General features: G+C 68.0%; 12 protein-coding genes. 3 read left to right on the top strand and 9 right to left on the bottom strand.

Annotation, left to right across the window (positions count from 1 at the left end; genetic code table 11):
• Positions 1 to 22 precede the first annotated feature (22 nt).
• Positions 23 to 907 carry a LysR family transcriptional regulator gene (locus DMB37_RS02660; RefSeq protein ID WP_135231284.1) on the bottom strand — a complete coding sequence of 295 codons (885 nt, stop codon included), beginning with the start codon at positions 905 to 907 and terminating at the stop codon, positions 23 to 25.
• Positions 908 to 1018: 111 nt separating this feature from the next.
• Between DMB37_RS02660 and DMB37_RS02655 the strand changes: the two genes are divergently transcribed.
• Positions 1019 to 1954, top strand: coding sequence for an SMP-30/gluconolactonase/LRE family protein (locus DMB37_RS02655; RefSeq protein ID WP_135231283.1), 936 nt, complete (start codon positions 1019 to 1021; stop codon positions 1952 to 1954).
• Between the two features lie 9 nt (positions 1955 to 1963).
• On the opposite strand, the gene DMB37_RS02650 is transcribed toward DMB37_RS02655, so the two are convergent.
• On the bottom strand, positions 1964 to 2584 hold the full coding sequence (locus tag DMB37_RS02650) for a PepSY domain-containing protein (protein WP_135231282.1): 621 nt from the start codon (positions 2582 to 2584) through the stop codon (positions 1964 to 1966).
• A 309-nt stretch (positions 2585 to 2893) separates the two neighbouring features.
• On the opposite strand from DMB37_RS02650, the gene DMB37_RS02645 reads away from it, so the two are divergent.
• Positions 2894 to 5080, top strand: coding sequence for an aminotransferase class III-fold pyridoxal phosphate-dependent enzyme (locus tag DMB37_RS02645; RefSeq protein ID WP_167768697.1), 2187 nt, complete (start codon positions 2894 to 2896; stop codon positions 5078 to 5080).
• Between the two features lie 270 nt (positions 5081 to 5350).
• Positions 5351 to 6124 (top strand): response regulator transcription factor, encoded by a 774-nt coding sequence (locus DMB37_RS02640; RefSeq protein ID WP_135231280.1) that lies wholly within the window; start codon positions 5351 to 5353, stop codon positions 6122 to 6124.
• On the opposite strand, the gene fabG is transcribed toward DMB37_RS02640, so the two are convergent.
• The 7 genes from fabG to DMB37_RS02605 are packed head-to-tail and all read right to left on the bottom strand — an operon-like array spanning position 6070 to position 13284.
• Positions 6070 to 6774: a 3-oxoacyl-ACP reductase FabG gene (gene fabG / locus DMB37_RS02635; RefSeq protein WP_135231279.1), complete on the bottom strand. Its 705-nt coding sequence runs from the start codon at positions 6772 to 6774 to the stop codon at positions 6070 to 6072. The genes DMB37_RS02640 and fabG overlap by 55 nt on opposite strands.
• A 20-nt stretch (positions 6775 to 6794) precedes the next feature.
• Positions 6795 to 9143, bottom strand: coding sequence for an ABC transporter permease (locus DMB37_RS02630; protein WP_135231278.1), 2349 nt, complete (start codon positions 9141 to 9143; stop codon positions 6795 to 6797).
• Positions 9140 to 9895 (bottom strand): ABC transporter ATP-binding protein, encoded by a 756-nt coding sequence (locus DMB37_RS02625; RefSeq protein WP_135231277.1) that lies wholly within the window; start codon positions 9893 to 9895, stop codon positions 9140 to 9142. Before DMB37_RS02625 ends, DMB37_RS02630 begins: the two co-directional genes overlap by 4 nt.
• Positions 9896 to 9898: 3 nt before the next feature.
• On the bottom strand, positions 9899 to 10726 hold the full coding sequence (locus DMB37_RS02620) for a class I SAM-dependent methyltransferase (protein WP_135231276.1): 828 nt from the start codon (positions 10724 to 10726) through the stop codon (positions 9899 to 9901).
• 22 nt (positions 10727 to 10748) lie between these two features.
• The gene (locus tag DMB37_RS02615) at positions 10749 to 11507 is read right to left on the bottom strand and encodes an SDR family oxidoreductase (RefSeq protein ID WP_135231275.1); all 759 of its coding nucleotides are present in this window, start codon (positions 11505 to 11507) and stop codon (positions 10749 to 10751) included.
• The gene (locus DMB37_RS02610; RefSeq protein WP_135231274.1) at positions 11504 to 12811 is read right to left on the bottom strand and encodes a beta-ketoacyl synthase; all 1308 of its coding nucleotides are present in this window, start codon (positions 12809 to 12811) and stop codon (positions 11504 to 11506) included. The genes DMB37_RS02615 and DMB37_RS02610 overlap by 4 nt, the downstream gene beginning before the upstream one ends.
• Positions 12808 to 13284 carry a 3-hydroxyacyl-ACP dehydratase FabZ family protein gene (locus DMB37_RS02605; protein ID WP_135231273.1) on the bottom strand — a complete coding sequence of 159 codons (477 nt, stop codon included), beginning with the start codon at positions 13282 to 13284 and terminating at the stop codon, positions 12808 to 12810. Before DMB37_RS02605 ends, DMB37_RS02610 begins: the two co-directional genes overlap by 4 nt.
• Between the last annotated feature and the right edge of the window lie 8 nt (positions 13285 to 13292).

Raw genomic sequence — 13292 nt, 5'->3', positions numbered from 1 at the left:
CCTTCGAATATCTTGTGGTGCTTCAGGGCTCGCGGGGAGCAGGGATGTCGAGAAGGCCGAGGAAGGCACTGGCGGCCGGAGTGCGAGTGGCGGTGTTCCAGATGACATATTCGACTCGGGTAGGCGCGTCGGCGATTTCGATCGTGACGACGTCGGTGAGACGGGGAGTGTAAGCCGCGGGCAGCATGGCGATGGCCAGGCCGGGGGCGACCAGTCGGGTGATGTAGTCGGCGGTGGTTACCTCGAACGCGACGTCGCGGATGAGGCCGGCCGCGGCAAAGGCCTGGTCGGATTGGCTGCGGCCCGCGGTGCCGGCCGGCAGGTCCACGAAGACTTCGGTGGCGAGCCTGCGCAAATCGGCGGTGGGTTCGGCGGCTAGTGGGTGGTCGGGGGCGACGACGGCCACCAGCCGGTCGCGGGCCAGTTCGTGCACCGCGACGCCGTGCGGGCGTGCGGTGGTCGGCAGTCCGAGGAAGGCGACGTCGAGCGTGCCGTGCTCGACCTGGTCGATCAGGTCATCGCTGGCGCCGACCCGCAAACTGATGCGCACGTGTGGGTAGCGCGCGCGGAAGTCGCGCAGGGCCTCCGGAATATCGACCGCGGCGACGGTAGGGATCAGACCGACCGCGAGGCGGCCGCGGATCTCACCGACGGCCGCGGCCACCTCGGCGGCCGCCCGGTCGGCGGCGTCCAGGCATTGGCGGGCGGCGGGCAGGAACGCCGCTCCGGCCGGGGTCAGCCGCACCCGGCGGCTGGTGCGCTCGAACAGTCGCGCACCGAGTTCCTTTTCCAGCCGGGCGATTTGATGGCTGAGCGCCGACTGCACCACCATGCACCGCTCCGCGGCCCGGGTGAAGCTGTTCGTCTCGGCGACGGCGAGGACGTAACGCATCTGCTGGAGCTCCATGGATCAATCTTGACCGGTGATCAATCGGATGACAAACATGCATTGGACTCATGGATCGTCGTCCAGCCAGACTGACCGTATGAAAAGTGCAGCAGCGCAGGAGGTTCTGAGATGAGGCGGATGCTCGGCATAGCGGTGGCACTGGCCTGCGTCGGGACGCTCGCACCCGCGCATGAGGCGACCGCCCGAGAACCGTTGTTTCCCACCACGATCGACCTACCGGCGGGGTTCCGGCCGGAGGGCATCGCCATCGGGCAGTGGCCGGTGGCCTATATCGGATCGATGGCGGACGGCGCCATCTATCGAGCCGACCTGGTGACCGGACAGGGTGCCGTGCTGAGTCCCGGACCGGGTACGCAGGCCCTCGGCCTCCAACTCGACGACCGCGGCAGGCTTTTCGTCGCAGGCGGCACCGGGGGTGACGTCCGCATAGTGGACGCCGCTACCGGCGCGGTGCTGGCACGTTACCAATTCGGCACGCCGCCGGATACTTTCGTCAACGACGTGGTGCTGACGCCCTCAGGCGCGTGGTTCACCGACTCGCGCGCACCGGTGCTCTACCACCTGCCGATCGGCCCGGACGGCGCCTTGCCGTCACCGGATGCGGTGGTGCGCGTCCCGCTGACCGGCGATATCGCCTATGTCCCAGGAGAATTCAACGCCAACGGCATCGTGCGCACTCCGGACGGCACGGCCCTGATCGTCGTGCAGTCGGTGACCGGCCACCTGTTCCGGGCCGACCCGGCGTCCGGCGACACCCGGCGCGTGGATCTCGGCGCCGAGTCGGTACCGCACGGCGACGGACTGCTCCTGCGCGGCAACAGCCTGCTGGTCGTGCAGAACAGGCAGAATGCGATCGCCGTCATCGACCTCGACCCCGCCGGAACCACCGGCACGGTCCAGCGGCGACTGACCGACCCACGCTTCGACGTGCCCGCCACCGTCGCGGCGTTCGGCGACCGCCTCTATCTGCCGAACGCCCGCTTCGACACGCCACCGGAGCCGACCACGCCGTACACCGCCGTCGCGGTCGGCGACCCCTGGTAGCGGGCGGCGCTACCCGGTCGTCTTCAGCTGACCGGAGTACGCGTCGACCTGCACCTCGTAGTCGTCATCGGTGGCGCCGGGCTGCTGGACATCGAACTCGTACTGCGCAGAGTTGTCCTTGCCCTCGATCTTCCACTTCTCGATCGGGCCCGAGCGGGCCTTCGAGGCGGTGGCCATCGCGTCGTTCAGCGGGACCGCCCGGTCGTAGTCGACGGCCTTGCGGGTGCGTTCGGTGCCGCGTTCGTCCGCGTCCAGGTTCTCCTTGTGCTCGGAGATGACCGCGCCGGAATCGGCGGCGAGCTGAATGGTGTATTTCTCCGTATCGGAGAGCATCTCCACCTTGTACACGTAGGTATTCCGGGTGTTGACGCCCTCGCGCTCCAGTTCGAGCTTCGACAGCGTGCCGTCGAAGTTCTTCTTCGCGGTGTTGAGGGCGTCGGTGGGGCTCACCGGGAACGAGTGGTGCGCCAGATCGACCTGCGCCGAGTCCGGCGCGCCGGACGCCGTCGAGCTGCCGATCACCGACACCGCGGTGGTGGGATCGGCCGAGTCCTGTCCTGAGTCGTCACCGCACGACGCTGCTGCTATCGCCGCAGCAACCACGATCGGCGTGATCAGTACCGCTTTCATCGCTATTCCTCCCTGCTCGAACAAGCCAACTTCGGAATGCGCGCAGCAATCGTCGGCGACGCCGCGACAGGGCCGGTATGCCCCGGGTATGCGGGCGCTAAACAATCGGGCCGAACGCGAGCGGCCCGGTCTGCGGCCGAGCAGCGCGCCGGGTGCTTATCCGACAAGCGTTGATATTCATATCAGCGTTCGACCGATGATGAGGCGGCCGTTCCGGCGTTATTCTGACCTCAATTGATCATGCCCGGTGGGCGGGTGGCTCCCTCGGTGAGCCGCATATTCATATCGAGTGCAGCGAGGAGCGTGCCGATGTCGACCGGTGTAGCTCCGGGGGACTCGCGAGACGCACGGCAGGAAATTCCGGCCATATTTTCCGGTAATGAACGGGTACGCGAAATATTGGCCGAGCGGGTCGTCGCCGGGTCGCCGAACATGGTGCTGGCCAGCACCTATGTGCCGCCCGATGGGGCAGTGGCGGCGTATCTGCTACATCGGCTGCTCAGCCGAGGCGATAACACCGGCGTCGCATGGCATTCGGTGTTCGTGAATTCCGGCGTCGAGGCACTGGGCACGGTCGTGAAGTACTTGCGCAACAGGCACAATCGCGCGGGAAGCCCGGGCTCGTGCCGAATTCTGGTACTGGATCCGACCGGCACCGCGCGCTACGCGTTCGGGCACGCGGTCCCGGGCCTGCCCGAGCTCGTCGCCGACGGCATGGCGATCGTCGGCACCGTCGATGAGTTTCTGCACCGGATCGACCCGGGCTGGTCAGCATACGTAGTGGTCGTAGACGGTCTCGCGGGGGACGGGCTGGCACCGGTGCGTAGCGCGATCGAGGTCGCGCGTGCGCGCGGTGCCGCGGTGGCGTGGGGCCTGCTCGGCGCCGCGACCGCCCTGGAAACCCTGCGCGGCTCGGTGGCCGCCGCCGACCTGGTGTTCCTGGGTGAGGTGGTCGTTGACAATGAGATGCCCTGCGGCACTGTGTCGCTCACCCGCGAGATGTTCGCGCTCTGGAACAACACGATGGACAGCATCGCGCACGTGTCGACCTTCGGCGGCAATGGCCTCGCAATGCACATGCTGTGCGAGACACTGACGCGCTGGCGGCCGACGGACCGGCACGAACGCGCGGCGATACACCGCATGCGGCACAACAGATTCACCCGCAGTGCCCGCCTGCGCATGCACAGCAACACCTGGCAAACCCGGTCGATCGATCTGGCGGCCATCAACATGACCTTCGACCGCGCCGAGGGCGTCAGGTACCGGCACGGCACGCGCACCTACACCGACCTCGCTTCCGGCACCGGCCCCGCGTTCCGCGGGCACAACGTGCAGTCGCCCGAGGTGATCCGAACAGCGGGCACGGCGGGCGACGAAACATCAAGGCTGGAAGCCGCATTGGCACGCTTCACCGGCTTGCCGATCATGCTGCCCGCGGTGAGCGGGCAGAGCGCGGTCGACAACGCGGTGCTCGCCGCGCTGTGCTGCAAGCCCGGCCGCGCGACCGTACTCACCTGTCGTGGCAACTATTCCGGCAAGGGCCCCATCTCGCTGGCGTTGAGCAGGACGAGTTCGTTCTTCCGGGATCGCGATCAGCACGCCTTCAGCCCGTACCCAGTCGGGGTGATCGAGGTCGATCTCGCGGACATCGACGGACTGCGGCAGGCACTGCGGCGCACCGACATCGCCTTGGTCTGGCTGGAACTCGTGCAAGGCTACGACTGTGTCGAGATACCGGGAGAGGTACTCGACGAGATCGAACAACGGCGCGCGACAGCAGGATTCCTGGTCGGTGTCGATGAGGTCTTCACCGGCTTCTGGCGCGGCGATATCGACAACTTCCTGACCTGTACCGGTCGGGGCTTCCGCCCGGACCTGGTGGCGCTGTCCAAGGCCCTCAGCGACGCACTCGTCCCGATCGGCGCGGCGCTGACCTCGGCCGAAGTCTTCGCGCAGATGTCGCGCGCGGCACCGGATATGACGCACTGGCTGCGCACGCACTACCGCAACGACATGGCGGCCGGGCTGGCCCGCGCCGCGCTCGAAGCGGCCGAGCACGACCGGCGCGGGGCGGCCGATATCGCGGCGGCCATGGACGCCATGCTGCGCCGAGCGGCGCGATCACCGCTGTTCGCGGGCTATCGGCGGGTCGGCTTGCTCGGCAGGCTGGTGCTGTCGCCGCGCGCGATCGGCGCGCGGCCGCGCCCGTCGGTGCAGAACTATGCCGAGGCGGTCGTCGCCCGGTTGATCGGAAAGCGCTGCGGCGCAATTACTTTGCAGATGCGGTTCGCGCCGAGCACGGCGGGCGACGGTGCGCCGGAACTGATCGCCGCCATGGCCGAGGTCGGTGCGTTTCTGGAGCGGCTGCCGCGCTGGACGGTGGATCGCACCACCCTGGGCTCATTACTCGGCACGGCGGGTCGCGAAATTGCGGCCACGGTACTGCGCGTGCGTGAGACGTACGGCGATCGAAAGGACACGACGCTCGATTGAGAATTGCATCATCGGGGCTTCGATAAATCGGCAATGTGCACATCGAGAATTGTTGAATTGCACAGTGCGGGTTCGGCTGAAACAATGCGGTAATCAAACAATAAGTGCTACCCTGGTGAACATTCGCTGGGACTGATGGGAGCGTGAAATGTCTTGTCACGCAATGGGACCAATCCAGCGGAATGTCGTGCACAGCAACTTCCCGGCGCGATCACCGGACCTGTTACCGCACCGCCGCCCGGTGCGGTGAGCGAATGTCGTGGATCGGGCATGACGGCGCACAGACCGGTGACAATTCGCCTGGTGGTCTGTGCGGACAGTGCCCTGATGCGGTCGGGTCTGCGCGTCCAACTCGATCGTGAGCCAGATATCGATGTCGTCGACGACGTGGCCGGTGGGCACAGTCTGCTCGGCGCCATCAAAGCGCACGCACCCGATGTCGTATTGCTCGTCGGCGCGGTCGAGGGAAAACACCGCCTCGCCGAAATCGTCGCGGCCGCGAAGGTCATCATGGTGATGACCGAGGAGGACGTGGCTCGCGCCGTCAAACTGGTTCGGGCGGGCGTACGCGCCTTACTGTCGTCGGGCTGCTCGCCGTTCGAATTGCTCTGTGCCATCCGGGTGGTCGCGGTGGGCAATCGACTGGTGGTTCCGCCCCAGATCATCGGTGGCCTCGATCATGTGGTGGCCTCCAGCGTCAGCCGTAACCTCGATATCCAGGTGGCCGGGAGCCTGACCCGGCGCGAGGCCGAGGTCCTCGGCCTGCTCGCGCACGGCCGCTCCAACGCCGAAATCGCCCGTCAGCTTTCGGTTTCGGCGACCACCGTGCGCAGTCACGTGCATCACGTGCTGCAAAAACTGGCGGTGGCGACGCGCGGACAGGCCGTCGCGGTGGCCTACGAGACCGGATTGATCGCGCTGCTCGACGACAGCACGGGCAACGGCAGAGTTCTGGCACCACAGCAGGTCAACGGGTGGCCCCGAGGTCGTCAGTGGCCCATCCCGAGCCCGCCGTCCACCGGGATCACCGCGCCGGTGATGTAGCCCGCGTCGTCGCCGGCGAGAAAGGCCACCACCCGCGCGATCTCGTCGGCACCGGCGATCCGCCCGAGCGGGATCTTCCTGGTGACCTCGGCTCGCCACTGCGGCGTCAGCGCGGCCGTCATATCGGTGTCCACGAAGCCGGGAGCGACCACGTTGACGGTGATGTTGCGGGCGCCGAGTTCGCGCACGAGCGAGCGCGCCAGGCCGATCATGCCCGCCTTGGACGCGGCGTAGTTCGTCTGACCCGCCGAGCCGAGCAGCGCCGTCACCGAGGACACCAGGATGATCCGGCCGCGACGCTGCCGGATCATGGTGCGGGCAGCCCGGTTGATCACCCGGAACGTGCCGACCAGGTTGGTGTCGACCACGGCGGCGAACTCGTCCTCGGTCATCGCCGCCAGCAGAATGTCCCTGGTGATGCCCGCGTTCGCGACGAGGACGTCGACCGGCCCGAGTTCCTGTTCGATGGTGGTGAACGCCGTGTCGACCTGCCGTGCGTCGGTGACATCACAAGGCACACCGAACAATCCGTCGGGTGGCGTACCCTTGCGGACGGTCACGGCCACCGGTTTGCCGGTGCGTGCGAGCTCGCGGGCGATGGCGAGTCCGATACCGCGATTGCCGCCGGTGACGAAGGCGGAGTGGTTCATCAGCGCACCTCCCTGGCGGCTCAATCGGAGCGTTCGCGAATGATCGCGGCGAGGTCGAGGCCATGAACGGCACGCAGTCCCGGTAGCAGCGACACGGTCGCGACAGCCAGGATCGCGAGCGCCGCGACACCCAGCGTGCTCGGCCGGACGACCAGCTCCAGCTGGAACTGATCGTTGGAATAAGTGGACAGGAAGCTGTGGCCGCCGAGTACGCCGAGCACCAGACCCGGCGCGATACCGAGCAGCGTCATCAGCAGGTTCTCTCCGGTGATCAGCCGTGCCAGCATCCCCGGTGGCATGCCGCCCGCCCGCAGCACGCCGACCTCGCGGCGCCGCTCGACGATATTGATCGACATCGTGGTGAAGATGATCGCGAAGGCCAGCACCCCGCCCAGCCCGAGCATCACCCCGATGAACACGAAGAAGAATCCGGCGTACCGATCGATCAGCCGGTTCAGCGCGTCCAGATCCTCGTACGCTGCGATACCTGCGCGGCCGGACAATTCGCGCCGGATCTGCTCGGGATCGGCGCCCGGCGCCAGTCGCAGCAGCGCCGAGTCGACCGGCACCGGCGCCCCTGCCAGCGCGTCGAGTTGTTCGATGGACAGGTAGGCGAAGGCGCCGATCGGTTCATCGAGTACCCCGGCGATCGGTACCCGAACATCCTGCACGCCGGGCACTTTCACTGCGACGGTGTCGCCGGGGCCGACTCGCAGTAGGTGCCGGACCCCTTTGCCGATGAGGATGCCGTCGTCGGACAGGGAGGCTGGGGAGCCGGGTACGGGTCGGAGCCCGTGCATCGTGGTGTCGCGGGGCAATGCGATGAGCGCGGTCGAATACGTATCACCGTCTGCGGTGAGGATGATCGGCAGCCGCACCATGGGTTCGGCGGCCACCACACCCTCGGCGCCGGTCAACTCGGTCAGCTTGCGCTGATCGACCGGGCCGGTGAAATCGACTCGCGCGTCGGCGGTTTGCACCTGACGGAACGACACGTCCAACGCAGCGGCCATGGTGTCGAGCATCGTCCACGAGGTGAGTACGACCAGCAGTGACAGGGCGGTGCCGAGCACGGTGCTCCAGGTCCGCCGCGGACTGCGGCCGATATTGCGCAGCACCAGTAGCCAGCGTGCGGGCAGCCGTCGGAGTACCGGAAAAAGGCGCTCGGGCAGGCTGATTCGGCCAGGACCGAGCGGCGCGGACCCGCGCATCGCGGTGGCGGGCGGCGTACGAAACGCGAGCACGGCGGGTGCCAGTGCGCCGAGCGCGCCCGCCGCGATGCCGAAGACCAGCCCACCGAGAATGGTGATCGGCAGAACTTCGACGACCGCCGCCGATTCCGGCAGGCCGATCGCCCGGAGATAGACCCGGCTCAGTGCGCCGGATCCGGCCAGCCCGAGCATGATTCCGCCGAGCGACCCGGTCGACCCCGCCACGATGCCGAATTGCAGGTAATGCCAGAGGATCGTCCGTCGGTCCATCCCGCCTGCCAGCAGCACGCCGATCACCGGACGCTCGGCCTGGACCCGCCGGTTCAACAGGACATAGGCCACCAGTCCGGCGACGCTGAGGAACAGCAGCGGGAACAGATAGGCGAGTTCACCGAAGGCGTCGATATCCATGCGCAACAACCAGTTCGACGGCTGTTCGGCGCGGCTCAGCACTTCCGTCGCGCCGAGGCTGCTCGCCATGCTCCGAATCCGGTCGAGCGAAGCCGGGCTCGGTGTTCCGGTGAAGCGGATCAGGACTTGTTCGGTCACGCCGGTGGCCGGCATCGGCTCGGTCGCGAAGATCACCCCGAAGTTGTCGGGCACGGGGAACATCTCTTGGCGGCTGCGCGCGGGCCAGAGGTACTCCGCCGAGGACGCCACACCCGCTACCGAAACCTCGCGCCAGCCATGCGTCCCGAGCATCGACAGCGTTGCGCCGGTTGCTAATCCGAAGTGCCCGGCCATGTGGTGTTCGACCAGCACTTCGTTCGCCGTCGGATAGTGGCCGGACAGTATCGTCGGCGCGTTGACGGTGGGCGGCCGATCCGCAGGCAGGCCGATGATCCGGCCGCGCAGCTTGTCCGCGCCGACCCGCAGCGGCAGTTCGGCCTGCCTGCGCACGACGACGTCCGCGATGCCCGGCAGGGTGCGTGCGCCGGAGGCTATGGCCGCCGAATCGCCACCGGTGACCCAGACGTGGGCGAATCGCTCCGCCTCGAACGTCCCGTCGTAGGAGGCCGTCAGGTTCCGGTACGCGCCATAGGACGCGGTGAACAGCGCCACCCCCAGCACGATGATGGTCACCTGCGCGGCGAATTGGGACCACTGGGTACGGATGTCGCGCAAGAGTTTACGGCGCAGCGTCGGATGCCGATTCACCACGAGACCTCGCTCGCGGGCGTCGGCGCGTCCTGGCGCACGGCGGCCACGATATGACCGGAGCGCATGCGCAGCACCCGGTCGGCGATGGCGGTGATGGCCTGGTTGTGCGTGACGAGCACGACGGCATGCCGGTCGCGCTGGCACAGATCTTGCAGGAGGGTGAGCACGCTGCGCCCGGTGTCCAGATCCAGTGCGCCGGTGGGCTCGTCGCACAGCAGCAGTCGCGGCCGATTCACCAGCGCCCGCGCGATCGCCACCCGCTGCTGCTGGCCGCCCGACAGCTGGGCCGGGAAGCGGTCCGCACACTCGGCCAGTCCGACCTGCGCGAGTACCTCGCCGACCCGGCGCCGGACCGAACCGCCGGTCAATTCGGCCAGTACCGCGATGTTTTCGTAGGCGGTGAGAGTCGGCACGAGGTTGAAGAACTGGTAGACGAAGCTGAGCGATTCCCGGCGCAGCGCCGACACCCCGTTGGCATCGAGGCCGGCGAGTGAACGCCCGTCGATGCTGATCTCTCCCGTGGTCGGCGCTTCGATGCCGCCGAGCACGTTCAGGAGGGTGGTCTTACCCGATCCCGAAGGGCCGAGGACCACGAGCAGTTCACCGGCGGCGATGGTCAAGTCGAACTCCGCGAGCGCGTGCACGGCGGTGTCGCCGCAACCGAAGGTCTTCGACACGCCCCGCAGCACAGCGAGTGTCGGCGCGACCGGAATCGTCGTCGCGCGGTGCTCGCGGCCGGCGTGGAACATCGCTCAGCCGGGCCGTTTGGTCGCGTACACCCGGACCTGCCCGAGTCTGCCCGCCGCGCCCTGGTCCGCGAGCGTCTCGAAAAAGGCGAGCCCGTCGTCGAAGAGCTTGTCGCCGAGCACTTCTCGCCCTTGCGGCGCGAAGAGTCGATACGACTCGGCCCACCGCCGGTTGATCGCGACGAACATCGCTGTGCTGTCGTGGATATCGATGTCGGCGAAGCCCGCGTGCGCCAGCAGCCGCCGGTATCCGGACGGCGTCTGCGGGAACAGGCGGCCGTAGACGGATAGAGCGCGCAACGTATCCGCATCGCGCGGGAGCGGGCCGGTCAATACCTCGTCGGTGAAGACCAGGCGGCCACCGGGTTTCAGCACTCTCGCGCATTCGGCGACGACCCGATGCCGATCCGGCACGATGACGAGGCTGTCCACGCTCACCACCGCGTCGAATGTCGCGGTGGGATAAGGCAGGTCGCGGGCGTCGCCGTGTTCGAACCGGATCGGCGGATCGAGTTCGGCCGCGCTGTGCCGCGCGATATCGATCGCGGGCGCGGAGTAGTCGAGGCCGGTCATCGCACAGCCGGTGGTCGCGGCCAGATAGCGGGCGATGCCGCCGGTGCCGCAACACAGATCGAGGCCGGCCTTTCCTGGCGCGAGCGCGGTGGCACGGGTCAACTCGCGCAGCTGGGTTCCGGTGGTCCAGCTCAGCTGGCCGAGATAGCCGCCCCAGTCCCGCCAGAGGTAGGCCATCATGGCCTGACCGGCCGGGGTGAGGGTGATCTGACGATGCGTCAGGTCGTAGATTTCCCGGGTTTCCTCGATCACGGTGCGCACGGGAGCGTCTCCTACTTGTTGGTTATCCGGACGTCAGCGAGGCGCCGCCGTCGACCACGATGGTCTGGCCGCGGATCCAGCCCGCGTCGTCGGTGCAGAGGAACGCGACCACCTTGGCGAGGTCCTCGGGCCGCCCGATCCGCCGCATCGGAGCGGCCTCGGCCACCTGCCGCATCCACTCCGGTGCGCCCGCCAGTGCGCGCACCGACTCGGTCTCGATGAGCCCACCGCAGACGGTGTTGACGTTGACCCCGGGCGCGAGCTCGACGGCCAGGTACCGGCCCATCGACTCGATCGCCGCCTTGCACACGCCGAGACCGCCGTAGCTGGGTAGATAGCGACGGCCGCCCATGCTCGACAACAGCACGATCGCGCCGCGGCCCCCCGGCATGAGCTCATAGGCCGCCCGGCAGCCGAACAACGCCGCGGTGACATTCGTGTCGAGGGTGTAGCGCCAGTGCGGGGTCTCCAGCGCGAACAACGGCTTCATGATGGCCGACGCGGCATTGTTGACGTAGAAGTCCAACCCGCCCCACTGGTCGGCCACCTCGCCGAAAAGCCGCTTCAGCTGGTCGCTTTCGCCCACGTCGACCCGCAGCGCGAGTGCACGCCTGCCTTTACGTTCGATCTCCGTGACCACCTCGCGCGCGGCGGAGCGCCGACGCCAGTAGGTCAGGATCACGTCCGAGCCGCGGTCGGCGAACTCCAGCGCGATGGCTCGGCCGATGCCCCGGGAACCGCCCGTGACCAGGACGGTGCGTCCGGCCAGATCCGCTGTCATGCACCCCACCTCTCTTCTTTTCGTGGTGCGCCGAGCACCAGCGCGGCGACCTCAGGGCCGTCCACGTTCCGGCTGAGCGTGACCGCGTATCGCGCGTCGAGTGCGCACGGCCGGTCCGCGACGACGTCGACCCTGCGGGCGGCAGTGTCGACCTTGTCCAGGTTGAGCGTCGGCGGGATGACGCCGTCGCGCACGCTCAGACAGGCGAAGGCCACCTCAGCGACATCGGTGGCCGGGCCCATGTGACCGGTGGCGGGCTTGGTGCCGGTGAGCCGCACCCGCCGGTGGCGCGCCAGGGTTTCCGCGATGCCGTGTAACTCGGAGCGATCGCCGTCCGCGGTGGCGTCGCCGTGCCCGTACACATAGCCGACCTGGCCGGCATCGATGTCGGCGTCGGTGATGGCGCGCGCGATCGCGCCGCGCACGCCGCTGCCGCCGGGATCGGGGGACAGCGGCTTGCCTCGATCGGTGGCCGCCCCGAAACCGACGACCTCGGCCAGCACGTGCGCGTCGTTGGCCCTGGCCAGGTCGAGTTCGGCGAGGACGAGCGCGGCGGCCCCCTCGGCGCAGATGTATCCGTCGCGGAACCGGTCGTAGGGCCGGACCGAGCGCACTCCGTTCACGCAGGACGAGGTCAACCCGAACTCGCGCAGCGCCAGGCGCGCGAATTCGTCGGCGCCCGCATCGGTTCCGCCGCAGACCGCGACGTCCACGCGCCCGTCGCGCACGGCGCGGAAGGCCCGGCCGACCGCGCACAGACCCATGGCCGAGCCATCGACCAATGTGCTGTTGGCGCCGCAGATCTCGTGCCGGATGGTGATCTGGCACAGTGCCGCGTTGGGCAGCCCGGACAGCAGGAAGTCGGGTTTCGCCCGGCGCAGCGCCGCATGGCCGAGTTGGGCGTAATCGAGACTGCCGTCGGTTCGACGGGCGGTGGCCAGAACTGGGGCGAACCGTTCGAGATAGTTCTGCTCGTCCTCGTTTTCGTTGGAGCCGATGTAGATTCCGCGTCGCGGTGCCGCCGCAGCGCGGAAGACCGGACCCGCGTCGGCGACCGCCAGGTCGGCCGCGAACACGCCGAGCCGCGATGCTCTGGTCAGTCGCTTGAGATGCTTGCGATCGGCCGACCCGACGGGATGCACGGCATCGTCGACAGCGCCGAAATATCCGAGCTGCGCGGCACTGTCGCTGTCTCGCCGCCGTAATCCGGTCTCGGCGGCCAGAATTCGCTGCCACTGCACGCGATAGTCGGCACCGAGACAGGACAGGATCCCCGCACCGACGACTACGACGCGGCGCTTCATTTCCCGCGCACCTTCGAACCGTTCAGCCGCAGCACTTGATAATGCCGACGGGTATGTTCGGGATCCTCGAACTCTGCGAGCGGGTAGCTGCGGCAACGGAAGGTAGCGGTGGCGATCTTGCGTCCGTGCGCCTGCGCGGTACCGCGAAAATCGAGTTCCCTTGCCGGGAAGGCTGGCCCACCGCCGTCGAGGTGGTCCACTTCGACGGTCAGCCGATCGCCCGGCACGGCGAAGTCGATGAACTTGCTGTGCTGCACCGCGCTCAGCACGACGGTGGTGCGGAAGCCGCTGCCGGTGATCACCAGCCAGCGCGCCAGCTGCGTCATCGCCTCCAACACCAGCACGCCGGGCAGAATCGGCTGCTGGGGAAAGTGATCGGCGAAGTAGTCCTCGCTCATCGCGGCATTCTTCACGCCGACGGCGCGGCGTCCGTCGTCCAATTCGGTGATCGCGTCGACCATGAGGAACCGCACGGATACTC

Origin of the sequence: Nocardia sp. CS682, from assembly GCF_004634405.1 — a bacterium.
Classification (GTDB): domain Bacteria; phylum Actinomycetota; class Actinomycetes; order Mycobacteriales; family Mycobacteriaceae; genus Nocardia; species Nocardia ninae.
The sequence above is the reverse complement of the archived record's forward strand: the minus strand, read 5'-3'. Positions and strand labels throughout refer to the sequence as shown.

Excerpts from the sequence above, each read along its gene's own strand:
- DMB37_RS02615 (WP_135231275.1), bottom strand. The coding sequence starts at position 11,507 with ATGACAGCGGATCTGGCCGGACGCACCGTCCTGGTCACGGGCGGTTCC.
- DMB37_RS02625 (WP_135231277.1), bottom strand. The coding sequence starts at position 9,895 with ATGTTCCACGCCGGCCGCGAGCACCGCGCGACGACGATTCCGGTCGCG.
- DMB37_RS02610 (WP_135231274.1), bottom strand. The coding sequence starts at position 12,811 with ATGAAGCGCCGCGTCGTAGTCGTCGGTGCGGGGATCCTGTCCTGTCTC.
- DMB37_RS02660 (WP_135231284.1), bottom strand. The coding sequence starts at position 907 with ATGGAGCTCCAGCAGATGCGTTACGTCCTCGCCGTCGCCGAGACGAAC.
- DMB37_RS02655 (WP_135231283.1), top strand. The coding sequence starts at position 1,019 with ATGAGGCGGATGCTCGGCATAGCGGTGGCACTGGCCTGCGTCGGGACG.
- DMB37_RS02650 (WP_135231282.1), bottom strand. The coding sequence starts at position 2,584 with ATGAAAGCGGTACTGATCACGCCGATCGTGGTTGCTGCGGCGATAGCA.
- fabG (WP_135231279.1), bottom strand. The coding sequence starts at position 6,774 with ATGAACCACTCCGCCTTCGTCACCGGCGGCAATCGCGGTATCGGACTC.
- DMB37_RS02640 (WP_135231280.1), top strand. The coding sequence starts at position 5,351 with ATGACGGCGCACAGACCGGTGACAATTCGCCTGGTGGTCTGTGCGGAC.
- DMB37_RS02645 (WP_167768697.1), top strand. The coding sequence starts at position 2,894 with ATGTCGACCGGTGTAGCTCCGGGGGACTCGCGAGACGCACGGCAGGAA.